We start from the raw sequence: 25,001 nt of genomic DNA on the forward strand, positions 1-25,001 counted from the left end.
CACTGAAGTCTTCGACGGTTGCCCGGCCGCCGCCGTGCCGCCCGCACCGGGCGGGGACGCCCGGAATGGCCGTGCGCAGCCGGGCCATGGTGGCAAGGATCATGACAAGTGCGGTCGCGCCATGGACGCCGAGGGCTCATCGTCGCCGTGGCGCCCTTCCGTGCCGAAATCGACGTCGCGACCGAGACGTTCCGGGCGGCCCTGCATGGGTTGGGCGAACTTGAATTCACGAAGCGGACAAGGCCGGCCGCAGGCCCTGAGCGAATCGGGCTGCTTGTCCGGGCTATGGCGGGAGATCAGGATTCGGCTTGACGACCGCGTTCGTTGGCGGCGGCTCGGCCGGCCGAAAGCGGGACGGTTGCCGCTCCCTCAGCAGGCCGCCTTGCCGTCCCGCCTCACCTCCTCCAGCACGCGGCGCAGGTCGCCGGGATGCAGGGGCTTGTGCAGGAAGGCACAGCCGCGGCGCTGGCCTTCCAGCAGGGATTCGGGCGCCGTCTCGCCGGTCAGCACCACGGCCGGGATGTCGGTCCTGAACAGCTTGCGCACGCGGTCGATCACGTCGAAGCCGGACACCTTCCCCGGCAGGCGCAGGTCGGTCAGGATGGCGTCGGGCGGCCCCTCCAGCCCGTCGACCGCGGCGAACACCTCGCGCATGTTGGACGCGGAGACGAAGGCGCAGCCCCAGCTTTCCAGGGTCAGCAGCAGGCCGGACAGCACCATGCTGTCGTCGTCCACCACCAGGATGCGCATCCCGTCCAACGGCGTGCTCGGCATGCCCTCGGCGGCGGCAGCCGGCGCGGCGGGCACGGCGGCGGGCACGGCGTCCTCCTCCAGGCGGTCCACGGTGACGGCGAAGACCGAACCGCGGCCGGAGCGCGACTGCACGTCGACCGGCGCGTTCAGCAGGACCGACAGGCGCCGCACGATGGCGAGGCCGAGGCCGAGGCCGCGCGTGGTGTCGCGGGCCGGATTGGTCAGCTGGTGGAACTCGTCGAAGATGACGTCCAGCTTGTCCTGGGGAATGCCGAAGCCGGTATCCCACACCTCGATCCGCCACCGGCCGTCCCGCTTGCGCAACCCCAGCATGATGCCGCCGCGCTGGGTGTAGCGGATGGCGTTGGCCAGCAGGTTGCGGACGATGCGGCCGAGCAGCACCGGATCGCTGCGGGTGACCGCCCGGACGGGCAGATGGACGCGCAGGCGCAGCCCCTTCTCCTCCGCCTGCGGACGGAACTCCTCGGCCAGCGATTGCAGCAGCCCGTCGAGCGGCACGGTCTGCATGTCGGCCTCGACCGTGCCGGCATCCAGCGTGGAGATGTCGAGAAGCGCGTTCAGCAGCTGCTCGCCCGCCGTCATCGCGTTGCCCAGCATGCCGGCGGTGCGGGTCGCCCGCGCGTTGCCCTCCACCTGGGTGGTCAGGGCGTCGAGGAACAGGCGCATCGCCTGGAAGGGCTGGCGCAGGTCGTGGCTGGCCGAGGCCAGGAAGCGCGACCGGGCCGCCGTGGTGCGCGCCACCTCCGCCCGCATGGTCTCGGCCATCCGGGCGACGGCTCCATCCAGCGTCGCGGTGGCCAGCACCCCGACGACGCGGCCGTCGACCAGCAGCGGCGCGGCGCACAGGCTCAGCGGCGGATCGGCCGGCAGATGGAGCATCACCGACTCAGGACGGACGGGGGCGGTCCGGGCTCCCTCCGTCCCGTCCCCGCCGTCGTCGACATAGAGCGGGCTCAGCGCTTCCGCAACCGCCGGCCAGCCATCGGACAGCAGGGCCGGCCCGCTCTCGTCCCGGGCGGCGGCACGCGGGCGGTTCAGCAGGGAGGCCATCGCCTCGTTGCAGCGGACGGCCGCCATGTCCGGGCCGCCGACCACCAGCATGGCCGGGACCGTTCCGGCCATGCAGACCCGCCGCGCGTTGTCGAGACACTCGCGGTAGCGCAGGTCGTTCGGGGAGTTGGGGGTGGCCGAAGCTCGATGCATCGCGGCGGTGTCTCTCGCGTCGGTGTCGCTGGGGATCGGGGTCCCGTGGATGGCCTGGAGGCTGATCGCCATGGGCACCGGCCGGATCTTCTGATGGTTTCGCAAAGCCCGCAGAGAATAAACGGACAAACCGGCTTTCGAAATCACACGATGGCTCTACTCCCTTCCTATGCGGAAGGTGCAAGCCGCGGCAACCGCATCAGATGATCCTCCACGAAGTATTTCCGGCGCAGAAGCGCCATCAACCGCACCTTGAGGACATCCATCGTCTGCCCCTTCCCGACGAAATCGTCGGCGCCGGCGTTGAGACTGGTCATCAGCTGTTCCTCGTCGTCCTGGCTGGTCAGGATGACGATTTGGAAGAACAGGCCGCGCCGGCGCCGGAACCCGTCGAACCGTTCGCAGAGCTGGGTGCCGCTGGTGCCCGGCATCACCAGGTCGAGGATGACGCAGTCCAGCCCGCCGCCGGCCAACGCCTCCACCGCCTCGTCGGCGTTGCGGGCGGCGGTGACGGTACAGCCCTCCTGCTCCAGCTCGCCGCGCAGGAATTCGCGATAGGTCGCGCTGTCGTCGACGATCAGGATGCGGGCGCGGCGGAAGATCTCCGGCGTCGTCGGCGGGGCGTTGCGCCGCTCCAGGCTTGCGCAGGCCGCCTCCACCACCGCCTTGGGATCGGAAGGGTCGTGCTCCCCCGCGCCGCGGCCCAGCACCAGGACGGCGGCGTCGGTGCGCGCGCGCAGCTCGGCCAGACCGGTCGGGCCGGCCAGATCGCCCTCGACGATCAGCAGATCCTGCACGCCGCCGGCGATCTCGGCCAGGGCAGGCTCCACGCCGTCGACGCAGACGGTCTCGACCCCGCGTTCCTCCAGCAGGAGCTTCAGCAGAAGGCCCTGCGTCCGGGAACCCATGACAACCAGGCTGCGGAGTCCGTTCATGACGCCATCTTATCGTCGGAGGTCAGTTGCAGCAGCCGTCCGGCCACCCGGTCGAGAGGCAGTTCCTCCACGGCGCCGCCCAGCCGCACCGCGGTTCCCGGCATGCTGTGGATCACCGCCGTGGAGGCATGTTCGGCTATTGTGTAGGCCCCCACCCGATGCATGTCCACCAGTCCTCTCCCTCCATCCTCGCCCATGCCGGTCAACAGCACGCCGATGCCGGACGCCCCGTAGCCGCGCGCCATCGACTGGAACAGCACCTCGCCCGACGGGCGCTGGCCGCACACCATCGGGTCGGCGGACAGGCGGATGGTACCGCCGTCCACCAGCATGTGCCGGTCGCCCGGCGCCACGTAGACCGTGCCCGGACGCGGGCTCATCCCCGCTTCCCCCAGCCTCACCGGCAGGGCCGACACGGTGCCCAGCCAGTTGGCGAAACCCGCCATGAAGGGGGCGCCCATATGCTGGACCACGAAGACCGGCAGCGGGAAGCCGGCCGGCAGCTCCCTCAGGATCTTCGCCAGCGCCGCCGGCCCGCCGGTGGAGGCGACGAGCCCCACCGCGCGGAAGCGCCGGACCCGTCCGTCGGCCGCCACCGCCGCCTCCGGCAGCCGGCCGTCCTGGGACGGCGGTTCGGCGGCGGGACCGACGGCCGGCTTGGCACTGCGGGCGCCGATGCGGTGCCGGATCACCTTCACCTGGCTCATGATGACCAGCTGGGTGCAGAGATGGTGCGCCACCGTCTGGTAGTCGGCGCGCGCCATGCTGCCCGGCTTCTCCACCACCGCCAGCGCACCGGCCTGCAGCGCCCGCATCGGGATGTCGAGGTCGCGCACGTCGGACGCCACCACGACGATCGGCAGCGGGGTCTGCCGCATGATGCGGCTGGTCACCTCGAAGCCGTCGATCCCCGGCAGGCGGATGTCGAGCGACACCACGTCGGGCGCCGTCCGCTCGATCATGCGCAGGGCCTGCTCGCCGCTGGAGGCGATGCCGGCCACCTCCAGCCGCGGGTCGGCGCTGATGACGTGGCTGAGCAGCTGCTGGATGACCGGGCTGTCCTCGACCACCAGCACGCGGATGCGACGGTTTCCGGGAGTGGGGGTGCCGGCGTTCGCCACCCCGCTCACAGCAGCCGCCGGATGCCGGCCAGAAGCTCGTTCTGGTCGAAGCGCGTCTTGACGATGTAGGCGTCGGCACCGAGCCGCAGGCCGCGCTCGCGGTCCTCGTCGCTGGCACGCGAGGTGACGAGGATCACCGGGATCTCCTCCAGCCGCTTGTCCGCCTTCACCGCCTGCAACAGGGCGAAGCCGTCCATCCGGGGCATCTCGACGTCGCTGATGATCAGGCCAACCTCCATCCCTTCCGACAGGCGCTCCAGAGCCTCGCGCCCGTCGACGCACAGCGTCACCCGATAACCATGGGCTTCGAGGATGCTCTTTTCCAGCGTGCGGGTGGTGATGCTGTCATCGACAACCAGGATATGCGCCCGGGCAGGGGTGGCCTCCTCCGCCGGGCGTGCCGGGGCCGGCAGGACGCTGCCGGGCAGCGGCATCAGACCCGAAATGTTCAGGACCAGCGCCGGCCCGCCGTCGTCCATCAGCACGGTGCCGAGATAGCGGCCGCTGTCGAGGCCGGTCTCCTCCGCCGCGGTCACCACCGTCTCGCGGGTGGCGACGAAGCGGTCGACCGCCAGCGCCAGCCGCCGGTCCGCCGTCCGCACCACGACCAGCGCCAGCGAGCGGTCGGGGGTGGGCACCACCGGCGCCTCCATGTTCAGCAGGGCCGCCAGCGAGGTGACGGGAATCTCCTCCTCGGCAATGCGGATCATCGGCGTGCCGACGCCGGAGAACAGCGATTCGGCGGTGGCGCTGCGCAGCCGGACCACGTCGGCCGACGGGATCGCCAGGATCTGGTCCTGCACGGCGACGAAGACCAGGCGCTGGCTCAGGAGGCTGAGCGGCACCTCGATGGTGACGGCGGTGCCGCCCTCCGCCCGGTCGGCGATGGTCAGGTTGCCCTGCAGCCGCTCCACCTCCCGCCGGGCGATCGCCATCCCCATGCCTCGCCCGGCCAATTCGGTGGTGTGGGAGGCGGTGGAGAAGCCGGGGTGGAACAGGAACTCGGTCAGCCGTTCGAGCGGCATCTCCTCGCCCGAAGACAGCTCCGCGGCGTCGATCAGGCCGCGCTCCGCCGCCTTGCGCAGGATCGCCGCGCGGTCCAATCCGCGGCCGTCATCCTCGATGCGCAGGCGCAGCCGGGCCCCCTCCACCGACGCGGCGATGGTGACGCGCGCCGCCGGCCGCTTGCCCATCGCCAGCCGTTCCGCCGGCGTCTCGATGCCGTGGCTGATGGCGTTGCGGGCGATGTGCAGGATCGGGTCCTTCAGCCGCTGCAGGACGGTGCGGTCGGCCTCGACCTCCAGCCCGCGGACATCGACCTCGACCTCCTTGCCCTCGGCCCGGCTGATGTCGCGGACCATGCGGCCGAGGCCGCTCAGCTGGTTTTCCGCCGGCAGCATGCGCAGGCGCCGCATGTCCTGCTGGAAGCCGCCGCCCCAGCGCCGCATCGACCACAGCAGCCGGTCATGACTGCGGTGCGCGCCGTCGAGCGCGCCGCCCAGCGCGCGGAAGCGCCGCTCGAAGGCCATCAGGGCCGGCAACGCGCCGCGGCCTTCCAGCGCATCGGCCCCGCCATCCGCCGCCTTGTCGGCTCGGGCGCCGCGGCCGAGCTGCACGCGCAGGTGCCGCCATGCCCGGTCGAGCGCCCGCCATTCCTGGCGCATCGCCCGGAGCTGCTCGCCCAGCCCGGCCTGCGCCTCCACCTCCGGCAGCAGGGCCGACGCGGTCTCCGACAGGCGCTCCAGCCCCTGGGCGGCGATGCGGACCAGGGCCGCGGAGTCGGCCTCGTCCGCCCGGTCGCGGCGGGGCGACTGGCGTTCGGCCGTGCGGGCGGCGGTGCGGGCGGCGGCGGGACCTGCCGGGGCGGACCGCGGAGAAGGGGGGCCGTCGCGTCCGCCGGCCAGCGCGTCGAGGTCGGCCAGCACGGCGGCCGTCTCCACCTCGCCGCCCCCCTGGAGCGACCAGGCGACCAGATCCTCGATGGCATCGAGGGAACGGCGGATCACGCCGACGCTGGCGGCGTCCAGCGCGATCTCGCCCTTCTGCACCGCGATGACGGCGGCCTCCAGCCGGTGGGAGATCGCCTCCACCTCCGGCAGGTCGACCGCGCGGGCGGCGCCCTTCAGGCTGTGGGCACGCCGGTGGATGTCGACGAGGTCCGGCGCGTCGCCCGTCGCCTCCGCGTCGCGCAGCGCGTTGCGGATCGCCGAGAGATGGTCCTTGTGCTCGAGATCGAAGGCGGCGAGCAGGCGCTGGCGGATGTCCATCAGGGGCTCGGTACTTCTCCCTCTCCCGTCCCGGGAGAGGGCATGGAGACGACGGCCACAGGCCGGACGACTGCAAGGCAGTCGTAGGCGGAATGCGGTCGCGGGACTTGCGAGCGACCTCGGGGCCCATGCGGAGCATGGGATGGGTGAGGGGTGCTGCGAGAAACCATGCGGTCCGGGAACCTTGCCCTACCCCTCACCCTCCCCGCGCCAAAGGCGCGGGTCCCCTCCCTCTCCCGGGACGGGAGAGGGCGATTTCGGAGAGGGGAAAGGGAAAGGCCCGTCATCCGCGTCACACCCGGTAGTTCCGCACCGCCTCGACCAGGCCCTGGCCGAGGTTGTTCAGGTTGGCGGCGGCGCCCTCCAGCTGGCGGGTGCCGGCGGCGGTCTGGCTGCTGGCTTCGCGGATGTTCTGCAGCGCCTGGATCACCTGCTCCAGGCCGATCTGCTGCTGGTTGGTGCCGGCGACGATCTGCTGGAAGGCCAGCACGCTCTCCTGGATGTTCTCCGCCATGGTGCGGATGGTCGACTGGGTGGCGTCGGTCTGGCGCTTGCCGGCGGAGACGCGCTTCACCGCCTCCTCCGTCAGCATGACCGAGGCATTGATGCCGTGCTGGATCTCCGACAGGTTGGAGCGGACCTGGGCGGTCGCCTCCTTCGACTGGTCGGCCAGGCTCTTGATCTCGCCGGCGACGATGGAGAAGGTGCGGCCGTGCTCGCCGGCCGCCGCCGCCTCGATGGCGGCGTTCAGCGCCAGCAGGTGGCAGCGCTCGGCGATGTCGTTCACCGTCACGATGATCTCGCCGATCGCCTGGGTGCGCTCGGACAGCATCACGATGTTCTCGGCCACCGCCTCGGCCTGCTCGCGGATGGCGTCCATCGCCTGGATGGTGTCGTCGACCGCCTTCATGCCGGAATGACTGGAGGCCGCCACCGTCTGGGCGCCATGGGAGACGTCCTGGGCGCGGCGGTTGATCTGGGCGCCCGATTCGGTGATCTCCGACAGGGTCGCGGTGGTCTGCTCCACCGCCGCCAGCTGCTCGGCGACGCTGGCCGACTGCTGCTGGGTCGAGGCGCGGATCTGCGCGGTGGCGGCGTGGACGCTCTCGGCCGTCTCCCGCGTGGTGCGGGCCATCGACTTCAGGCGGCCGGCCATCTCGTTCAGGTGCCGGCCGAGGATCGACAGTTCGTCCTTGCCGGCGATGACGATCTCCTGGGTCAGGTCGCCGTGGCCGACCTTGGTGACGAAATCGATGGCGCGGCCGAGCCGGCGGGTGATCGAGCTGCCGATCAGGTAGGCGACGCCGACCGCGATCAGGAAGACGGCGACCAGGGCGATGACCGAGGACTGGATGGCGGAATTGTAGATCGCCCGGATGTCGTCGCGGCCGGCGGCGGTCAGATGATCGATGGCCGTCTGGGCGTTTTCGATGCGCTGCTCCATCACCTTGCGCAGTTCGTCCACCCGCTGGCGGCGCTGCAGGGCCTCCGCGATCTGATTGCGCTCCAGCAGCGTGTAGATGGTCCGCGCTTCATCCCCGACCGCCATGATGGCGCGGTTCATCTCGTTCACCGCGGTGTCCAGCTCGACCCAGCCCTTGCGGCGGTTGTCGGTCACGCTGCTGACGGACCGCTCAGCCACCATTGCGCGCAGCCTCCCCAGCGTGTCGCGCAGCCTCACCCCGACCTCGTCATAATGGCGCCGCAGCGGCAGCAACAGGGTCGGGATGTCGGGCACGCGCCCTTCGGCATTGGCGACGGAGACCGCGTTCAGCGCCGTCTCGCGCGTGCTGCGCAGCTCCGCCTGATCGTTGCCGACCGCGGTCACCAAGTCGGCGGCCTCGGTGTCGTAACTCGACACCGCCATGATGACGTCCAGCGCATCGGAAAAGCGCGACATCTGATACAGCGCCAGCAGCGCGGTCAGGACGCAGACCACGCCGAATCCCAGGACCAGCTTGTGCGCGACTTTGATGTTCATTCTCGGACTCCAGCCCCGGACGGCTCTGTTCTGGTGGATCGGTCGTTTTCAGCTTTTCACGAAGTCGAGCAAGGCTGCCATGTCGAGGATCGCCATGCGGTCGGCGGTGATCGTCCTGACCAGCGGGCCGGCTTCCGCCGGGGCGGCGGCGCGCGGCGGCACGATGCCGGCCACCCGGTCGACCTCCCACAGGCGCAGGGCGGCCGGCCGGCCGGCGCCGGTGCGCAGCACGACGGCATAGCCCGGCTCCGCAGGGCCGCCGCCGGTTGCCGGCAGGGCGCCGAGCCCGCCGCACAGCCGGTCGAGGTCGAACAGCCGCATCACCCGGCCGGCGACGGCGATCACGCCGAGCACCGCGGGCGGTGTGCCCGGCACCCGGGCCAGCCGCGGCATCGGCACGATCTGGCCGAGATGGCGCAGTTCCAGCCCATAGAGCGTCTCCGCCCCGCGCGCCACCAGCATCGGCGTGCCGCTGCTCTCCTCGCCGTGGAGCCGGGGGGTTTCGGCCAGTTCGTCCGCCCGGCGGGCCAGCACGGCGTCGGCCCAGGGGCCGCGGCCGGCGAAGGTCTCCTCCAGCTCGGCGCGGCGGTGCGCCAGCTTGTCGTGAACCGCCTCCCAGTCGATGGAAGCGCGGGCGGCGGATGCGCTTTCGAGAGCGGCGCGCAGCGGAGCGGCTCCCGGACCGGCGCCGGCAAGCGTATCGTCCATCAGCCCTCCTCACCGGTCAGCCAGAGGTCCAGCATGCCGCGCAGCTCCCGGACGGTCAGGCCGCCGCCCTCCGTCACCGCCTCGTCGTCGGCACGGGTCTCCAGCGCCTCGCGCGCGTTGCGGAAATGGCGCTGCGCCGGGACCAGCCGGCCGCGCCGCCAATAGGCGAGCGCCAGGTGATAGTCGGCGAGGACGAAGCGCGGGTCGAGATACAGGGCCCGCTTGAAGGCCGCCACCGGATCGCCGACTCCGAGTTCCTCCTCCACCAGCCCGAGCTGGTAGTGGACGGCGGGATCCAGCCGGTTCGCCTCCACCCGGGCCAGACAGGCTTCCAGTGCGCTCGAGCGGTCGTTCGTCTCGGCCTGATTCGGCAAGGGCGGCACGGGGGGCGGCGTGGCCGTCGATGCGGCCTTGCGCGGGCGCGGGCCGGGGGCCGATTCGGCCGACGCCCCGGAGACGGGGGGGACGGCGGATTTGGAGATGGCGCGCCGCAGTCCGGCCGCGGTCGCCGCCGTGGACGGCACCGGCACCGGGCCGGGGGGCGCGCCGCGCTTCGCGGCGGCGGCCGGAGCCGGCGTTTCGGCCTGCTTGCGGTAGAGGGTGGCGCCGGGAACCGACACCGGAATGAACAGCTCGTTCATCTGCGGTCCGGCCTCGGCATGGCCGACCACCATCCAGCCGCCATCGGCCAGTGCCTTGTGCAGGTTCCCCAGCAGCCGGTGCCGCGTCGCCTCGTCGAAATAGATCATGACGTTGCGGCAGAGGATGATGTCGAAATGCCCGATCCCGTGCGGATAGGAGGGGATCTCCCCCTCCACGAGATTGAAGGGCATGAAGCTGGTCCACTGGCGGTATTTCGGTTTCACCGACCACAGCCTGTCCTGGCGGTCGAAGCAGGCCTCCAGCGTTTCCGGCGACAGGCCGCGCACCGCCCAGTCGCCGTAGGCGCCGCGCCGCGCCTGTTCCAGGAAGGCGCCGTTGATGTCGGTGCCGACGATGTGGACCTGCCAGCCCTCCAGCTGGGCGGCGAAATGCTGCTTCAGCAGGATTTCGACGGTGTAGGCCTCCGGTCCGATGGAACAGCCCGCGCTCCAGATCCGCAGCAGGCGGCTGGACTGGTTGCGGCGCAGGCATTCGGGGATGGCGACGGCGCGCAGCGCGTCGAACTGCTCGATGTAGCGGAAGAAGAAGGTCTCCCCCACCGCCAGCTCGTTGATCAGCCCCTGGTATTCCGCACCGTTCGGCCCTTCGGCCTCCAGCACCGCGAGATAGCCGCCGACCGTGGTGATCCGGCCGAAGGGCAGCCGGCGGTTGATCCGCTCGGCGAAGGCGGAATCCTTGTCGGCGTAATAGGCGAGCCCGGTGGCGTCGATCACCATCGCCTTGAGGCGCAGGAAGTTCGGGTCGCGGCGGATCGCCTCGATCCCGGCGGCGGCGGCGCTCGGCATCATGCGGCGCCGTCCCGGGACGACGCCGCATCGTGCGAGGCGGACGGGACGGCGGGCGGCACGGGGTCCCACTGCGCCAGCCGCCGTTCCGCCACCGCGCGGAAGGAGTCGAGCAGCCGGCCCTCCGCCTCGGTCAGCAGCCGGCCGGGGTCGAGCAGGGTCACCGCGCCGCCGCGGCCGGTCACCCGGTCCAGGAAGGCGCCGGCCGCACAGCCGTTGAAGGACAGCGACGGGTCGGTGGGCGTCCGCTCCGCCGGATCGACCGCCATGTCGCCATGGACCTGATCGGCCAGCAGCGCCGCCGGCCGGCCCTGCCAGGTGACGAGCAGCAGCGGCGAATAGAGGCTCGGCACCGCGGCCCCTTCCGCCAGGTCCAGCAGGATGTCCAGGCGCAGGACCGGCACCACCTCCCCCTGGTAGCGGAAGACGCCCTCCACCGGCAGCGGTGCCGTCGGCAGCCGTTCCAGCCGCGGCAACGGCAGGAAACGCCGCACGGCTTCGACCGGCAGCGCCAGCACCCGGCCGGCAACCGAAAACACGACGCAACGGACCGACGACGGCAGGGAGGGGAATTGCTCGGGGAGTGGTGACATCCGTCCGTCGATGGTCTGGGATCCGACCGGGAACATGCCCCATCACGACTGCAATGCGAATTACTCCAAAGGTTTACGCCGTAGGGCCTATGCCTTGGGCTTGGCCGTCCCTGCCCTTTGCCCTGTGGCTGCGGCAGGCTACTCTCGGCGGCACCGGACGGAACGGGCAAACCGGGCCGAACAAGCCGGACAGATCAAGGGAGAGGCGAGACGATGGCCGGCCGTTACTTCGAGGATTTCCGCATCGGCGACGTGATCTTGTCGGAAGGAGCGACCCTGACCGACAGCCAGATCATGGATTTCGCCCTGCGCTTCGACCCGCAGCCCTTCCACATCGACGCGTCCGCCGCGGCGGACGGGCCGTTCCAGGGGCTGATCGCCAGCGGCTTCCATACCCTGTCGCTGACCTTCCGGCTGATCCGCGACACCGGCATCATCACCGGCACCAGCCTTGGCGGGTCCGGCATGGACGAGCTGCGCTGGCTGCGGCCGGTGCGGCCCGGCGACAGCATCCGCGTCCGGGCGGAGGTGATGGAAACGATCCCGTCGCGCCGCGGCGGCCGCGGTACGGTGCGGCTGGCCTACACCACGGTGAACCAGCGGGGCGAGCCGGTGATGACCTGCATCATGAACCACATCATCGCCGGGCGGAGCGGCCCGGAAGCCACGATCGCAGTCTGATCCGAATGCAGTCCGATCCGAGCGCCGTTGGGTCGAATCGCCGTTCGAATCGCCTGATGACGGGCGGGCGGCGTCGGCTATGATGGCATCTTCCCGTTGCGAGGCTTTTCCCGAATGCTGCCGAACGCCACCGTGGTCGAGACCCAGATGGGCCGGTTCCTGCTGTTCGACGCGGCCGACGGCATCACCCGCCACCTGCGTCGCGACGGCCAATGGGATCCGACCACCCTGACGGTCGCCAAGGCCCTGGTGCAGATCGGGGAAAGCGGCGGCCGCAGCGGCGGCACCATCGTCGATGGCGGGGCCAATGTCGGCGCCTTCACCATCCCGATGGCGCTGACCTTCCGCGACAGCCACCGGCTGGTCGGCTTCGAGGTGCAGCGGCCGCTCTATCACCTGCTGTGCGGCTCCGTCGCGCTCAACGGGCTCGACAGCGTGCTGGTCCACAATCTGGCGCTGGGCGAGCGGATGGCGGTGATCGAGATCCCCCTGCCCGATTATGCCAACGACCCCAACCTGGGCGCGCTCAGCCTCGATCCCGAGGTGCGGCGGATCCGCCGCGAAGCCGGGCTCGGCTGCGACACCGACGCGCCCGGGGTGCGTATGGGACAGGCCAGCATGGTCCGGCTGGACGATTTCGGCATCGACGACCTCTCCCTGCTGAAGCTCGACGTCGAGGGGATGGAACTGCCGGTCCTGAAGGGAGCGGCGGAAACGCTGAAGCGGTCCGGCCATCCACCGGTCCTGTTCGAACTGTGGGATGCCGACGCCATGCCGGGCATCCGCGACCCGCAGGAGGCGCTGCTGTCCCATCTCTACGGGCTCGGCTACGAGGTGCTGGTCGCCGGGGAAATGGCGATCGCCCAGCATCTGAGCCGGCGGGAGATCCTGCGATTCGGCCTGGAGGATGACGGCCGCCGCCTCGTCTTCGAGCAAGGACTGCGCTGAGGGGAGCGCGGAGGAGCGGCGGCCCCGCTCCCCGCTCACGCCCGGGCGGCCAGGGTGCGGATCGCCAGGGCGGCGGCGGACGCGCGGTTCTCGACGCCCAGCTTGGCGAAGACCTGCTCCAGATGCTTGTTCACCGTGCGCGGGCTGATGCCCAGGATCTCGCCGATGTCGCGGTTCGGCTTGCCGTTGGCGATCCACAGCAGCACCTCCGCCTCGCGGGCGGTCAGGCCCAGCGCGTCGCGCAGGACGGCTTCCTGCCGGCCGGCGGTCGGCTCGCTGAGACGGAAGAGATATTCGTCGGGATTGGCCGGGCTGAGATAGGTGAACTCCAGCCGCCGCACGCCCTCGCCGTCCGGCAGCTCCAGCGTGAAGCTTTCCGTGGCGGACCCGGGAGAGGATGCCGGGGAGGATGCCTGGCGCAGCCGGACCAGACCGCCGGCCAGCGAGGATGCCGCCGCCGGCCGCACGCCGTCGGGACCGGGCAGCAGCCCGCCCAGCAGCCGTTCCGCCTGCGGGGTGCACCACAGCAGCCTGCCCTCCCCGTCGGTCGCCAGCAGGAAGCGCCCGGTGGCGTCGAGCGCCGCGCGGGCACCGTAGGCGACGCGGGCGTTGGTCAGATGAACGCGGATGCGGGCGATCAGCTCGTCCACCACGATGGGCTTGGTGACGTAGTCGACGCCGCCGGCCTCCAGCCCTTTCACCACATGCTCGGTGTCGCTGAGGCCGGTCATGAAGATGACGGGAATGTGCGACAGCTGGGGGATCTGCTTCAGCCGCCGGCAGGTCTCGAAACCGTCGAGGCCGGGCATCACCGCGTCCATCAGGATCAGGTCCGGCGTGATCTGGCCGACCAGATCCAGCGCGCCCTCGCCATCCACGGCGACCAGCACGGTCAGATCGGCCTGCTCGATGGCCTCCGTCAGGAATCCCAGCGTGTCGGGGGTGTCGTCCACCACCAGGATCATGTCGCGGCGCTTCATCCCGTCACGGCCCCGTGTTCTGCCTGGTCGTCGTCATGGTCACGCCCTTCATCCTCCGTGGCGGCGACGTCGCGCTGTGCCGCCGCATCCTCGACCGCACGCATATAGCCTTTCAGGTCGAAGGCGCGCACCAGCCTTCGCAGCCGCTCGACGAAAGGCAGGGCGGCGGCATCCTCCGCCTCGATCTCGCGCAGCTTGGCCTCGATCCCGCGAATGTAGCCGATCCGGCCGAGCTGGCGCAGGTCGTCGAGATGACGCAGCGCCGAATCCGGCGGACCGGCCGGCTGGACGGGGATCGCAGCGGGGGCAGCTTCGACCGCCGGGACCGGCGGCACAACCGCCGGCTCCGGCTTTTCCACCGCTTGGAGGGGCGGCTGGGATACCGGTTCCACCGCATGGATCCATTCCAGGCCGGTCAGCGCCTGGAGGCGGTCGAGCAGCGCCTGGATCTCGATGGGCTTGGCGACGAAGGCGTCGTGCGGCGCCCGGCCGTCGCCCGGTCCCTGCGCCTCGTAGGCGTTGGCGGAGACCATGATGATGCGGATGCGGTCGGCGAACTGCCGGCGCAAGCCCTCCGCCACGTCCCAGCCGCTCTCGCCGGGCATGGAGATGTCGAGCATGGCGACGTCGGGCTTGCACTGCGCCGCCAGCTCCAGGCAGGTGGCGGCGTCCGAGGCGGTGAACAGGACGAATCCCAGCGGGCGCAGGATGTCGGTCATCAGCGCCAGGTGGTCGCGGTCGTCGTCGGCCAGCAGGATGGTGATCTGCGGCCCGGCATAGCCGGTGACGGCGCGGCGCTCCGCCTGCTCGCCCGGCCGGTGCATCGCCTCCGACAGCAGCAGGCGGACGGTGAAGACGCTGCCCTGCCCCGCCTCGCTGCGCAGCGCGATGTCGCCGCCCATGATCCGGGTCAGCACCCGCGTGATGGTCAGGCCGAGCCCGGTGCCGGCCACCGCCCGCACCGCAGCGCCCCGCCCGCGCTCGAAGGGTTCGAAGACGCGGTCGAGATCCTCCTTGCGGATGCCGATGCCGCTGTCGGCGATCTCGAACTCGGCGATCTGGCTGCGGTAGCGGACGGTCAGGGCGACATGGCCGGTCTCGGTGTATTTCACCGCGTTGGACAGCAGGTTGATCAGGATCTGGCGCAGGATCTTGCTGTCGGTGTGGACCCAGACCGGCAAATGCGGGACGCGGGCATAGCGGAACTCCAGCCCCTTGGCGGCGGCCTGGATACGGAACATGTCGGCCAACTGGTCGAGAAAGTCGATCAGCTGCACCTTGTCGCGGCTGAGCCGGCGCAGGCCCGATTCGATCTTGGAGATGTCGAGCAGCCCGTCGATCAGGTTCGACAGATGCTCGGCGCTGCGACGGATGACGCGGACGGCGTCCTGGGGACGCTGGGTGCTGTTGCTCTCCAGCAGCTGGGCATAGCCGGAGATCGCGTTCAGCGGCGCCCGGATCTCGTGGCTGACGCCGATGATGTAGCGGCTCTTGGCGGCGTTGGCGGCCTCCGCCACCTCCTTGGCCTTCTGCAGCGCGGCGTCGGTGCGTTCATGGGCGGCGATCTCGTCCATCAGCATGGCGGTCTGGCGGCCGGTCTCCTCCTCCGCCTTGCGGCGGCTCTCATGGGCCAGCACCAGCAGCCAGGCGGCGACGCCGGACAGGATGAACAGGCAGACGAAGACGGAGACCAGCGCGGTGTGGATCGCCGCCCGCTCCGCCGCCTCGGCCGCGGCATACTGGAAGTCGATGACCACCAGCACCCCGCCCAGCACCAGCGAGAACAGCGTCATCACCCCGATGAAGTGGCCGGTGCGGGTGTGGACCCCGGCGGCCATCCGCCTGGGCAGCACCCGCTGCAGGCTGCGGGCGATCTGGTCGGCGAAGCGGCTGTCGGTCTTGCACAGGTCGTGGCAGCGTGCCTCCAGCGTGCAGCAGAGCGAGCAGATCGGCGCGTCGTAGGCCGGGCAGAAGGCCATGTCCTGGCGTTCGAACTGGTTCTCGCAGATCGAGCAGCGGATGGTCGCGGCATCGGCCGGCAGCCTGTCCGACCTGCGGGCGATGTAATAGCGGCCCTTCGTCCTCCAGGCGATCAGCGGGGCGGCGGCGAAGGCGACGACCAGACCGATGAAGGGGGCCAGCGCCTGGGCCACCGGCCCCAGCATCCCGAAGAAGGCGGTGGTGGAGCACAGCACCGACAGCCCCATGGCACCGGTGCCTACGGGATTGATGTCGTAGAGATGGGCGCGCTTGAACTCGATGCCCGGCGGGCTGAAGCCCAAGGGCTTGTTGACGGCCAGATCGGCGGCGACCGCCCCCAGCCAGCCGACCGCGACGTTGGCGTAGAGGCCGAGGATGCTCTCGATCACGCCGAGGATGCCGATCTCCATCAGCAGCAGCGCCAGCAGCACGTTGAACACCAGCCAGACGACGCGGCCGGGATGGCTGCGGGTCAGGCGGGAAAAGAAGTTCGACCAGGCGATGGACCCGGCATAGGCGTTGGTGACGTTGATCTTCATCTGGCAGACGACGACGAAGATGCCGGTCAGCGCCAGCGCCGCGGCGGGCGAGCCGAAGACGTCGAGGAAGGCCATGTGGTACATGATGTTTGGCTGCACCGCATCCTCCACCGGCAAGCCATGCTTGAGGGCGAGGAAGGCCAGCAGCGAGCCGGCCGCCAGCTTCAGGCTGCCGATCAGCACCCAGCCCGGCCCGCCGGCCAGCATCGCCGCCCACCAGCGCACCCGGCCGATGCGGGCCTGGGAGGGCAGGAAGCGCAGATAGTCGACCTGTTCCCCGATCTGCGGCAGCAGCGACAGCAGGACCGAGGCGGCCATGCCGAAGGGCAGCAGCGACAGCCCGCCGTCGGGGGCGTAGACACCCGGCAGCGAGGTCCATTGCGCCAGCGTCTCGCGGTCGAGCAGGAAGAAATAGGCCAGCGGCGCGCATTGCAGCAGGATCCACACCGGCTGGGTCGCCCATTGCATGCGGCTGATGAAGCGAATGCCGTAGACGGCGATGGGGATCACCGCCAGCGAGCTGATGACATGGGCGACCGAGGCCGGGATGCCCAGCACCATGGTCAGCCCGGCCGACATGATGCTGGCCTCGATGGAGAACAGGATGAAGGTGAAGGAGGCGTAGACCAGCGAGGTGATGGTGGAGCCGAGATAGCCGAAGCCGGCGCCGCGGGCCAGCAGGTCGATGTCCACCCCGGCCTTGGCCGCATGGTAGGTGATGGGCAGCCCGACCAGGATGCTGAGCAGCGCCACCGCCAGGATGGCGGCCATGGCGTTCTCGAAGCCGTAGGTCAGCGTCACCGCCGCGCCGATCGCCTCGCAGGCCAGGAAGGAGATGGCGCCGAGCGCGGTGTTGGCGACGCGCCAGGCGCTCCAGCGCCGCGCCCGCTCCGCGGTGTAGCGGAGCGCGTAGTCCTCCATCGTCTGGTCGGCGGCGAGCTGGTTGTATTGCCGGCGTTCGCGGACGATCCGTTGCCTCGCGCTCATGCCCGTCCGCCGTTCCCGCCCGTCGCCTCCGCCGGCCCGCATCGTCGGGAGTTTCCCCGCCCTTGGCAAGGTGGAAGCGCCGGGAATGTCCTTCGTCCTCCCCACTTCGTGGGTCCCCTCCCTCTCCCGGGACGGGAGAGGGCGATGTTGACAGCGCCGGGACCGGCCTCTAGCTGTCGGACCTCATGGCTCCCCAAAACAGTTTTGAAAGCCAAAGCATGACCGTCGAGCTCATCGTCTGCGAAACCTGCCGCCGTCCGGAAGACCCGCCCGAAGCCATCCGGCCGGGGGCGGAGCTGGTGGCGCTGATGGAGCGGGCGCTGGCCGACGCCCCCGATCTGGCGGCGCAGGTGCGGCTGCGGCCGATGCGCTGCCTGATGAGCTGCCGGCGGCCTTGCGCCGTCGCGGTGCGTTCGGCCGCCCGCATGAGCTACGTGCTGGGCGACATGGCCCCGGACGAGGTGACGGTGGAGACGCTGACCGCCTATCTGCGCGCCTATTCCGCCACCGCCGATGGAATCGTTCCCTTCAAGCAATGGCCCCAGGGCGTCAAGGGCCGGTTCGTCTCGCGCCTGCCACCGCTGGAGGAGTGAGCCGGGGCTGCGGTACTTAGGTGCTTTCCCCTATTTCCGAAGGACGTGTTTGACAGACCAAGGTGGCGTTCCAATTATTGTTGGAAAGACCAACCAATCTCGCCCCCTTACGGGCGGGGAGGAGCGCCCGATGAAGGTCGACCCCGAGGTCCTGAACTGCGCCACCGGCCTGCTGCACATGGCCCGCGAGGCGGAGCGGTCCAACGGCTGGGAAGCCGGCGACCTGCTGCGCACCACGCTCCGCCTGCTGGTGGTGGCCGGCGCCGACGGGCATGGCTGGAATGCCGACGATCTGTCGGAAGAAGTTCGCGATCTGGTGGAAGCGGTGCGGGTCACGAACGCGGACGAACGGCCGTTCGGCTTGGCGGAGGGCGGAGCGGCCTTGCACTGACGGACCAGCGTCCCTGAACGCGACCGAATCGCTCGAACACGATCCTTCGAGAACCCGCCGGCGCTATTCCGAACCACCCAGTTCGTTGAGCGGAGCGCTCATCTCACATTCGAGCCCGGTCGTCTTGTAGGAGAGCACCACGTTGCCCGAGCCGGCGATCCCGGCGCCGATCAGCCTCGAACCGAATCCGGAGCCCGTCGGTTTCCGGACTATGGGGCCTCTGGTCTCTTTCCAGGACAAATACAGGGTTTCGGACGCCGGCTCGCCGCCGATCCTCCAGGAAAGGTCGACGAAGCCGGCGCCGAGCGACAGGGAGCCGTATTTCAGGGCGTTGGTGGCCAGTTCATGGAGGATGAGGGCGAGGTTCAGAGCCGCCTTCGAACCCAGGGCGACGTCGGGGCCGTCGATCCCGATCCGGTCCCTTATGCCAGCGTTGGCCATGGCCGCGACGGCGACATCCTTCAGCAGAGCCGGCTTCCAGCTCGATTGCAGAAGGATGTCGTGCGCCGAGCTGAGCGCCATGAGGCGATCCTGCAGGGTTCGGGACCGCGATTGATCGCTCGATCCGCGCAGAGTGTACGACGTGATCGCCGCGACCACGGCGAACAGGTTCTTGACGCGATGACCGAGCTCGTCGTTCAGCACCTTTTGCAGCTCTTCGTTCTTCCGAAGGGCCGCGACCGTCTTCTCCAGCTCCTGTTCCCGGTCCCTCAGCGCCTCTTCGGCGATCATGCGGTCGAGCAGGTCGGCCGCCTGGCGCGCCAGAATGTCCAGCAGGCGCAAGTCGCGTCGGGACGGCTCGTGCGGCTCGTCCCAGTGGGTTGAGATCATGCCGAGCAGGGTTCCGTCCCGGGAGACCAGCGGCGTCGTCTGCGCGGACCGGATGCCGGCGCGACGAAACGCTTCGAGGTCCCTGGTGCCTCTGATCTCGTCCCACAACTCGTAATCCGCGATGACCACCCGCCGGCCCGATTTGAGCGCGGCGGTGCAACTGCTGTGCGCCGCCGGATCGACCCACTGCCATACGGCCCTGTCCTCTGCCGTCAGACCGCGGGACACGAGCAGGTGCAGACCGGGGGCGCCGCCGTCGGAGGGCTGGCGCTTCAACTGCATGGTGCCGAATTGCGACCGGGTGATCGCGATGGCCGCATCGACGATCTTGCCGTAGAGCGCCATCCGGTCCTGCTCCGCGATCAGATCGACGCTGATCGCATGGAGCAGGTCGATGTCCGACGAGCCGTCTTGCGCCTCCTGGAATGCGGAGAGCGTGGGGGTGGTCGAGACGATGCGAAGCATGCTCAAGGAAGCCATCCGGACGTTGAGGCGAGGGCGTCGGGCCGCCGACAGTCTCCCCAGTGCCGGTACCTTGGCTGGGAACGCCCGACTATCTCCCCTCGATGGCGGTTGGAGCAACTAGCGCTTCCGGCATGAGGACGACATATGAGAATAGCCGAAGCGAGGCCGCTTTCCTTATCCTTCCGAGACCTCGGGGTTCAACTGGATCAGCACCTTGTCGATGCGGCGGCCGTCCATGTCGACCACCTCGAAGCGGATGCCGTTCCAGTGGAAATGCTCCGCCGCGGTCGGGACATGGCCGAACTGGTCGAGCAGGAAGCCGGCGATGGTGTGGAAATCGCCCTCCCCCTTCAGGTTCTTGACGCCGACCAGCGCCTCGACTTCCTCGACCGGGGTCATGCCGTCGACCAGCCAGCTGCCGTCCTCGCGCTGGACCGCGCCGGCGTCGCCTTCCTGGGTGCTGTCGGGCAGCTCGCCGGCGATCGCCTCCAGGATGTCGGTCATCGTGACCAGACCCTCGACGCTGCCGTACTCGTCCACCACCACCGCCATATGGACGCTGGCCTGCTTGAACAGGTCGAGCAGGCGGAAGACCGGAGTCCCGTCATGGACGACCAGCGGCCGGACCATCGCCGACCGCAGGTCGAAGGCCACCCCCTTCAGCGACTGGTCGAGCAGCCCCTTGGCCGAGACGATGCCCTGCAGCTCGTCGACGTCGCCGCGGCAGACCGGGAAACGGGAATAGCCGCTGTCGCAGATCTCGCGGCCGACGATTTCGGGACCGTCGTCGATGTCGAGCCAGATCAGGTCGGGGCGCGGCGTCATGATCGACCGCACGGTGCGGTCGGACAGATGCATCACGCCTTCGATCATCTGGCGTTCGGCAGGCTCGAAGACGCCGCTCTGGGTGCCTTCGGCGATCAGGGTCTTGACCTCCTCCTCCGTCACCGTCTGCTCGCGCGAGGTCGGCAGGCGCAGAAGCTTCAGCACCGCGTCGCTCGACACGCCGAGGATCCAGACCACCGGGGCCGACAGGCGCGACACCGTCCGCATCGGGGCGGCGACCAGCGAGGCGATCCGCTCCGACGAGATCAGCGCCACCCGCTTGGGCACCAGTTCGCCGATGATCAGGGAGAAATAGGTGATGGCGGCGACGACCAGCGCGAAGGCGACGGTGTGGCCGTAGGGGGCGATCCAGGCGACCCGCTCGTCCAGCACGCCGCCGAGCCGTTCGGCCAGCGTGGAGCCGCCATAGGCGCCGGCGATGATGCCGGTCAGGCTGATGCCGACCTGCACGGTGGACAGGAAGCGGCTCGGATCCTCCGAAAGCTCCAGCGCGGCGCGGGCGCCGGCACCGCCCTTTTCCTCGGCCATCTGCTGAAGCCGGGCGCGGCGCGCCGACACCAGCGCCATCTCCGACATCGCGAAGAAGGCGTTGAGCAGGATCAGCAGGACGATGACCAACAGTTCCCAGATCATGGCATTGTGCCCGAAGGGCGCTCCCTCAACCGATCAATTGTTGCGCCACGGCGACCGCCGCCTGCCCGAGACCGAGCAGGACGGCGGCGACGATGGCGATGGCAAGGAGGCCGGCGACGAGGCCGGCCGACACGAAGGCGCCGTCGGACTCCATCAGCCCCAGCGCGATCAGCGCGATGGCGAAGGCCGGAGGCTGGTTTCCGAAAACGATGGGCAGGGACAGGATGACGGCCAGCACCACCACCGCCAGCCCGAGCAGCCGTTCCGCGGTGGGGCCGGCCAGCGCCGGCATGCGTGGGCGAAGATGGCGCTCCACCCGCTCGGCCCAGGGCTTGGCCCGGCGGATCACCCCCAGGAAGGCCTTGCGATCGAAGCTGGCCGCCAGCATGCGGCGGGGCAGCCAGGGGCCATGCCGGCCGGCCGCCATCTGGGCGCCGAGCAGGATCATCGGCACGCCGGTGGCGGTCGACAGGCCGGGGACCGGCAGCACGTTGGGAATCGACAGGATCAGCAGCAGCGCGCCGAAGGCACGGTCGCCGAGCGCGTCCATGATCTCGCCCAGCGAGATGCGGGATGGAGCCTCGCCCACGGAAATGCGGGCGGGAGCCGGAGCAGCCGGGCCGTCGGAAGCGGCTGCACCGGACTCGGGATCGCCGGGTGTGGCGGCGTCACCGCGCGTCAGGAAGTCGTCCAGCAGATCCGAAACGCGCGCGCAGGGCCGGTCCGCACCGGGATGGCGTGCGTCTTTCGACCTGGGGGACGACCCGGGAGGTCGGTCTTTGCTCACGGCTCTCCCCGATGCCGGAAGCGGGATCGGAGCGGGCCGGGCGAAGGATGGCAGGAAACCATGGACCTTTCGCGTCGCGGCGGCATCGATCTCCCTTCTACAGGACGGGAGACGAAAGCGCCAGTGCGGGTTGCGGCGTGCAAGGGGAACGGCACCGCCGGTCCGGGCTATTGCCGTTTCTGCATGACGAAGGCCAGGCGCTTCATCAGGTCGGCCTTCGACACCGGCTTCACCAGATAGCCGGAGATGCCGTAGGCGATGGCGCGCTTCACCACCTCCGCCTCGCGATGGCCGGTCAGCACCAGCACCGGCAGGTCGGCCAGCGGGTTGCCGGTGGCGGTGCGCAGCGCATGCAGCAGGTCCAGCCCGCCCATGCGCGGCATTTCCAGGTCGCAGATCACCACATCGACGTCCTCGCCGCTCTTGCGCAGGATGTCGAGCGCCTGGATGCCGTCCGCCGCTTCGAACACCGTCCGCAGGCCGATGTCGTGCAGCAGCCGGTAGATCAGCTTGCGGGTGAAGTCGTCGTCCTCGACCAGAAGCACACCGAGATCGTGAACCGTCCGGACCTGACGGGTCCGTCCGCCTGCTTCCACCACCATGACGCTCTCCGCTCCGACAGTGTTCCCCGTACGCTATTCCAGCGGCCGGCCGACACAGTTTTCTTAACATATTGTTGCGCAGTCGTTAACGGATTCGCCATGTCGGTCGGTGGGATATGCAAATGGTGCTGTCGGAGAATGGCAATCGGCCGCACAACGTCATATCCTGGGCACCCACCCGCAATGCGGGTCGTTCCGAACCGATCAGGATCGCTCCTTGACCGCGCCGCCCGCCACCCCGCCGCCGCCGCCCTTCGGCAATTCGCCCGAACCGGCGATGCCCGTACCGGCGATCGCTGACGCGGCGATGCTCGCCGCCGTGGTGGATGCCAGCGGCGCCGGCATCACGGTCGCCGATGCCACCCGCCCCGACCATCCCATCGTCTACTGCAACAGCGCCTTCCTGGAGATGATCGGCTACGCGGCCGAGGAGGTGATCGGCCGGAACGGCGAATTCCTGCAGGGGCCGGCCACCGATCCCGAAACCGCCGCGGCGATCCGCAGCGCGATGGCCGACGCGCAGCCGCTGTCGGTGGAGGTGCTGAATTACCGCAAGGACGGCAGCGTCTTCTGGAACGCGCTGAACCTGCGGCCGGTGCCGGGACCGGGCCGGCAGGCGCGCTGGATCGCCGCCTCCTGCGCCGACGTCACCGACAACCGCCGATCGCAGGAGGAGCTGCGCGCCGCCGACGACCAGCTGACCCGGCTGGCCGCCGAGACCTTCGCGCTGGCCGAGAAGCTGGACGGCGCGCGGGAGGAGGCGGAGGCCGCCCGCGTCGCCGCGGAGAATGCCAGCCGCGCCAAGTCGCGCTTCCTGGCGATGATGAGCCACGAGCTGCGCACGCCGATGACCGCGGTGATCGGGATGGGCGACCTGCTGATGGGCACCGGTCTGAACGACCAGCAGAGGGCCTTCGTCAAGACCCTGCGCTCGTCGGCGGACACGCTGATGACCATCCTCAACGACGTGCTCGACTTCTCCAAGATCGAGGCGGGTCAATTGACCCTGGAAGAGATCGACTTCTCCCTGCCCCGGCTGGTCGAGGACGTGGTGCAGCTGTTTTTGGTGCGGGCGGCGGCCAAGGGGCTGAGCCTGTCGGCCTCCATCGCCGACGACACGCCGCGCCACATCCGCGGCGACCCGACGCGGTTGCGGCAGGTGCTGTTCAACCTGGTGTCCAATGCCATCAAGTTCACCGACCGCGGCGCCATCGAGATCGCGGTGTGGTCGCCCGACCCGCCCTCCGCCCTCACCGCACCGGATGCGGCGGCGGCGGATAGCCATTCCGACCCGGTGACCCTGCGGTTCGAGGTGCAGGACAACGGCATCGGCATGACGGAGGAACAGCGCGCCCGGCTGTTCGACGCCTTCGTGCAGGCCGATGCATCGACCAGCCGCAAATACGGCGGCACCGGCCTGGGGCTGGCGATCTGCAAGCGGCTGGTGGAGGCGATGGGCGGCGACATCACCGTGATCAGCGCGCCCGGCCGCGGATCCACCTTCCGCTTCTCGATCGCCGCCCGCCTGGCGGAGGCGTCGCCGGTCGGCGAGCTCGGCGCCCGGCCGGCCCTGTCGGGGGCAGCAGGGGCGGAGTCGGATGCGCCGACACGCGTGCCGCTGCGGCTGCTGCTGGCCGAGGACAACGACATCAACCGCATGCTGGTCGTGGCGATGATGACCCGGATCGGCCACCAGATCGACGCGGTGACCGACGGGCGCGCGGCGCTGGACGCGCTCGCCGCGGCCGATTACGACGCACTGATCCTGGACATGGAGATGCCGGTGCTCGACGGCCGGTCGGCCGCGCGGGCGATCCGCCGGATGGACGGGCCGGTGTCGCGCATCCCCATCGTCGGGCTGTCGGCCGACGCCCTGCCGGAACATCGCGACGGCCATATGGCGGCGGGTCTCGACGCCTATCTGACCAAACCGATCGACTGGGAACAGCTGAACGCCGTGCTGGTTGACCTGGCGACCCGGCCGCAGGAGGGACGCGTGGTGCCGATCCCCAGCCGTCCGCCGGACGATGGCGGCCAATTCTCCGCCTTGCCGCTGGTCGACCGGGTGAAACTGGCGGAGCTGCGGCTGGCGCTGGGCGGCGAGGCGCTGGACGGCATGCTCCAGCTGCTGCCGGAGACCGCCCTGCGCGAGCTGACGGCCATCCGTTCCGCCCTGCAGGCCGGCAGGCCGAAGGAGCTGAAGCAGGCCGCCCACACGCTGGCCGGCCTCGCCGCCAATTTCGGCGCCCCGCGCATGGCCGCCATCGCCCGCGCCATCAACGACAATCCCACCGACGCCGAGAAGGCCGCGGCCCTGCTGCCCCTGCTGGAGACCGCCGTCGCCGCCACCAGCAGCCTGGTGCGCGACCCTGTGGGGAGCGACGATTGAGGAGGGGAAGTCCACGGCCGCTCGAATCCGGGGACATCACCGCATCGGCCGTCATTCCGGCAAAGGAGGCCGTGAGGACGTCGGACTCGGATGAGAAAGCCCCGATCTGGCAGGCGTGCACATCTCCCACTCGTCATCCCCGCGGAGGCGCTAAAGTATGCACACATTTCGCGCCTACAGCAGGAAAGGCAGCTTCACGTTGAAGGTAGCCCCTCTCCCTTCGCGGGAGAGGGGTTGGGGTGAGGGGGTGGAAATCTCAATTTCCATAGGCCTACGGCCACCGCCCCCTTGTGTCTTTGAGTTTTGCTAGAAGAGAAGC

General features: G+C 69.9%; 19 protein-coding genes. 5 read left to right on the forward strand and 14 right to left on the reverse strand.

Annotated features, from left to right (window positions below; all coding sequences use genetic code 11):
* Positions 1-369: 369 nt before the first annotated feature.
* The 8 genes from JHL17_RS31445 to JHL17_RS31480 all read right to left on the reverse strand — a co-directional run bounded on the left by JHL17_RS31445 (position 370) and on the right by JHL17_RS31480 (position 11,030).
* Entirely contained in the window at positions 370-2,049 is a 1,680-nt protein-coding gene (locus JHL17_RS31445) for an ATP-binding response regulator (protein WP_200198600.1), read from the reverse strand.
* A gap of 95 nt (positions 2,050-2,144) precedes the next feature.
* Positions 2,145-2,885: a response regulator transcription factor gene (locus JHL17_RS31450; protein ID WP_247893948.1), complete on the reverse strand. Its 741-nt coding sequence runs from the start codon at positions 2,883-2,885 to the stop codon at positions 2,145-2,147.
* Positions 2,886-2,908: 23 nt separating this feature from the next.
* Complete coding sequence (gene cheB / locus JHL17_RS31455) at positions 2,909-4,042, reverse strand: chemotaxis-specific protein-glutamate methyltransferase CheB (protein WP_345773920.1); 1,134 nt, start codon at positions 4,040-4,042, stop codon at positions 2,909-2,911.
* Entirely contained in the window at positions 4,039-6,300 is a 2,262-nt protein-coding gene (locus tag JHL17_RS31460; protein WP_200198602.1) for a hybrid sensor histidine kinase/response regulator, read from the reverse strand. The genes cheB and JHL17_RS31460 overlap by 4 nt, the downstream gene beginning before the upstream one ends.
* Before the next feature lie 292 nt (positions 6,301-6,592).
* Positions 6,593-8,281 carry a methyl-accepting chemotaxis protein gene (locus JHL17_RS31465; RefSeq protein ID WP_200198603.1) on the reverse strand — a complete coding sequence of 563 codons (1,689 nt, stop codon included), beginning with the start codon at positions 8,279-8,281 and terminating at the stop codon, positions 6,593-6,595.
* Positions 8,282-8,329: 48 nt separating this feature from the next.
* Positions 8,330-8,989 (reverse strand): chemotaxis protein CheW, encoded by a 660-nt coding sequence (locus JHL17_RS31470; protein ID WP_200198604.1) that lies wholly within the window; start codon positions 8,987-8,989, stop codon positions 8,330-8,332.
* Positions 8,989-10,440 (reverse strand): CheR family methyltransferase, encoded by a 1,452-nt coding sequence (locus JHL17_RS31475; RefSeq protein WP_200198605.1) that lies wholly within the window; start codon positions 10,438-10,440, stop codon positions 8,989-8,991. Before JHL17_RS31475 ends, JHL17_RS31470 begins: the two co-directional genes overlap by 1 nt.
* Entirely contained in the window at positions 10,437-11,030 is a 594-nt protein-coding gene (locus JHL17_RS31480) for a chemotaxis protein CheW (protein ID WP_247893949.1), read from the reverse strand. Before JHL17_RS31480 ends, JHL17_RS31475 begins: the two co-directional genes overlap by 4 nt.
* Before the next feature lie 213 nt (positions 11,031-11,243).
* Between JHL17_RS31480 and JHL17_RS31485 the strand changes: the two genes are divergently transcribed.
* Together JHL17_RS31485 and JHL17_RS31490 are read left to right on the forward strand one after the other, a co-directional pair.
* Complete coding sequence (locus tag JHL17_RS31485; protein ID WP_200198607.1) at positions 11,244-11,711, forward strand: MaoC family dehydratase; 468 nt, start codon at positions 11,244-11,246, stop codon at positions 11,709-11,711.
* 114 nt (positions 11,712-11,825) lie between these two features.
* Positions 11,826-12,659 carry an FkbM family methyltransferase gene (locus tag JHL17_RS31490; RefSeq protein ID WP_200198608.1) on the forward strand — a complete coding sequence of 278 codons (834 nt, stop codon included), beginning with the start codon at positions 11,826-11,828 and terminating at the stop codon, positions 12,657-12,659.
* A 35-nt stretch (positions 12,660-12,694) separates the two neighbouring features.
* On the opposite strand, the gene JHL17_RS31495 is transcribed toward JHL17_RS31490, so the two are convergent.
* Both JHL17_RS31495 and JHL17_RS31500 read right to left on the reverse strand, forming a co-directional pair.
* The gene (locus tag JHL17_RS31495) at positions 12,695-13,639 is read right to left on the reverse strand and encodes a response regulator transcription factor (protein ID WP_200198609.1); all 945 of its coding nucleotides are present in this window, start codon (positions 13,637-13,639) and stop codon (positions 12,695-12,697) included.
* Positions 13,636-17,145, reverse strand: a complete 3,510-nt coding sequence (locus JHL17_RS31500) for a hybrid sensor histidine kinase/response regulator (RefSeq protein ID WP_200198610.1) — start codon at positions 17,143-17,145, stop codon at positions 13,636-13,638. The genes JHL17_RS31495 and JHL17_RS31500 overlap by 4 nt, the downstream gene beginning before the upstream one ends.
* 218 nt (positions 17,146-17,363) lie before the next feature.
* On the opposite strand from JHL17_RS31500, the gene JHL17_RS31505 reads away from it, so the two are divergent.
* Together JHL17_RS31505 and JHL17_RS31510 are read left to right on the forward strand one after the other, a co-directional pair.
* Complete coding sequence (locus tag JHL17_RS31505) at positions 17,364-17,738, forward strand: DUF1636 domain-containing protein (RefSeq protein WP_200198611.1); 375 nt, start codon at positions 17,364-17,366, stop codon at positions 17,736-17,738.
* Positions 17,739-17,868: 130 nt separating this feature from the next.
* Complete coding sequence (locus JHL17_RS31510; protein ID WP_200198612.1) at positions 17,869-18,129, forward strand: hypothetical protein; 261 nt, start codon at positions 17,869-17,871, stop codon at positions 18,127-18,129.
* Positions 18,130-18,192: 63 nt separating this feature from the next.
* On the opposite strand, the gene JHL17_RS31515 is transcribed toward JHL17_RS31510, so the two are convergent.
* The 4 genes from JHL17_RS31515 to JHL17_RS31530 all read right to left on the reverse strand — a co-directional run bounded on the left by JHL17_RS31515 (position 18,193) and on the right by JHL17_RS31530 (position 22,293).
* The gene (locus tag JHL17_RS31515) at positions 18,193-19,425 is read right to left on the reverse strand and encodes an HWE histidine kinase domain-containing protein (RefSeq protein WP_247893952.1); all 1,233 of its coding nucleotides are present in this window, start codon (positions 19,423-19,425) and stop codon (positions 18,193-18,195) included.
* A 174-nt stretch (positions 19,426-19,599) separates the two neighbouring features.
* Positions 19,600-20,904, reverse strand: coding sequence for a hemolysin family protein (locus tag JHL17_RS31520; protein WP_200198614.1), 1,305 nt, complete (start codon positions 20,902-20,904; stop codon positions 19,600-19,602).
* A 25-nt stretch (positions 20,905-20,929) separates the two neighbouring features.
* On the reverse strand, positions 20,930-21,691 hold the full coding sequence (locus tag JHL17_RS31525; protein WP_200198615.1) for an exopolysaccharide biosynthesis protein: 762 nt from the start codon (positions 21,689-21,691) through the stop codon (positions 20,930-20,932).
* 167 nt (positions 21,692-21,858) lie between these two features.
* Positions 21,859-22,293, reverse strand: coding sequence for a response regulator (locus JHL17_RS31530; RefSeq protein ID WP_200198616.1), 435 nt, complete (start codon positions 22,291-22,293; stop codon positions 21,859-21,861).
* A gap of 217 nt (positions 22,294-22,510) precedes the next feature.
* Here JHL17_RS31530 and JHL17_RS31535 point away from each other — a divergent pair, with 217 nt between their 5' ends.
* Positions 22,511-24,682, forward strand: coding sequence for an ATP-binding protein (locus tag JHL17_RS31535; protein ID WP_200198617.1), 2,172 nt, complete (start codon positions 22,511-22,513; stop codon positions 24,680-24,682).
* Positions 24,683-25,001: the final 319 nt, after the last annotated feature.

The sequence above is a fragment of the Azospirillum endophyticum genome, assembly GCF_016595245.1.
Lineage (GTDB): Bacteria > Pseudomonadota > Alphaproteobacteria > Azospirillales > Azospirillaceae > Azospirillum > Azospirillum endophyticum.

Coding starts and splice junctions, on each gene's coding strand:
- JHL17_RS31445 (WP_200198600.1), bottom strand. CDS start 2,049: ATGGCGATCAGCCTCCAGGCCATCCACGGGACCCCGATCCCCAGCGAC.
- JHL17_RS31450 (WP_247893948.1), bottom strand. CDS start 2,885: ATGGGTTCCCGGACGCAGGGCCTTCTGCTGAAGCTCCTGCTGGAGGAA.
- JHL17_RS31460 (WP_200198602.1), bottom strand. CDS start 6,300: ATGGACATCCGCCAGCGCCTGCTCGCCGCCTTCGATCTCGAGCACAAG.
- JHL17_RS31465 (WP_200198603.1), bottom strand. CDS start 8,281: ATGAACATCAAAGTCGCGCACAAGCTGGTCCTGGGATTCGGCGTGGTC.
- JHL17_RS31470 (WP_200198604.1), bottom strand. CDS start 8,989: ATGGACGATACGCTTGCCGGCGCCGGTCCGGGAGCCGCTCCGCTGCGC.
- JHL17_RS31475 (WP_200198605.1), bottom strand. CDS start 10,440: ATGATGCCGAGCGCCGCCGCCGCCGGGATCGAGGCGATCCGCCGCGAC.
- JHL17_RS31480 (WP_247893949.1), bottom strand. CDS start 11,030: ATGTCACCACTCCCCGAGCAATTCCCCTCCCTGCCGTCGTCGGTCCGT.
- JHL17_RS31485 (WP_200198607.1), top strand. CDS start 11,244: ATGGCCGGCCGTTACTTCGAGGATTTCCGCATCGGCGACGTGATCTTG.
- JHL17_RS31490 (WP_200198608.1), top strand. CDS start 11,826: ATGCTGCCGAACGCCACCGTGGTCGAGACCCAGATGGGCCGGTTCCTG.
- JHL17_RS31495 (WP_200198609.1), bottom strand. CDS start 13,639: ATGAAGCGCCGCGACATGATCCTGGTGGTGGACGACACCCCCGACACG.
- JHL17_RS31500 (WP_200198610.1), bottom strand. CDS start 17,145: ATGAGCGCGAGGCAACGGATCGTCCGCGAACGCCGGCAATACAACCAG.
- JHL17_RS31505 (WP_200198611.1), top strand. CDS start 17,364: ATGACCGTCGAGCTCATCGTCTGCGAAACCTGCCGCCGTCCGGAAGAC.
- JHL17_RS31510 (WP_200198612.1), top strand. CDS start 17,869: ATGAAGGTCGACCCCGAGGTCCTGAACTGCGCCACCGGCCTGCTGCAC.
- JHL17_RS31515 (WP_247893952.1), bottom strand. CDS start 19,425: ATGCTTCGCATCGTCTCGACCACCCCCACGCTCTCCGCATTCCAGGAG.
- JHL17_RS31520 (WP_200198614.1), bottom strand. CDS start 20,904: ATGATCTGGGAACTGTTGGTCATCGTCCTGCTGATCCTGCTCAACGCC.
- JHL17_RS31530 (WP_200198616.1), bottom strand. CDS start 22,293: ATGGTGGTGGAAGCAGGCGGACGGACCCGTCAGGTCCGGACGGTTCAC.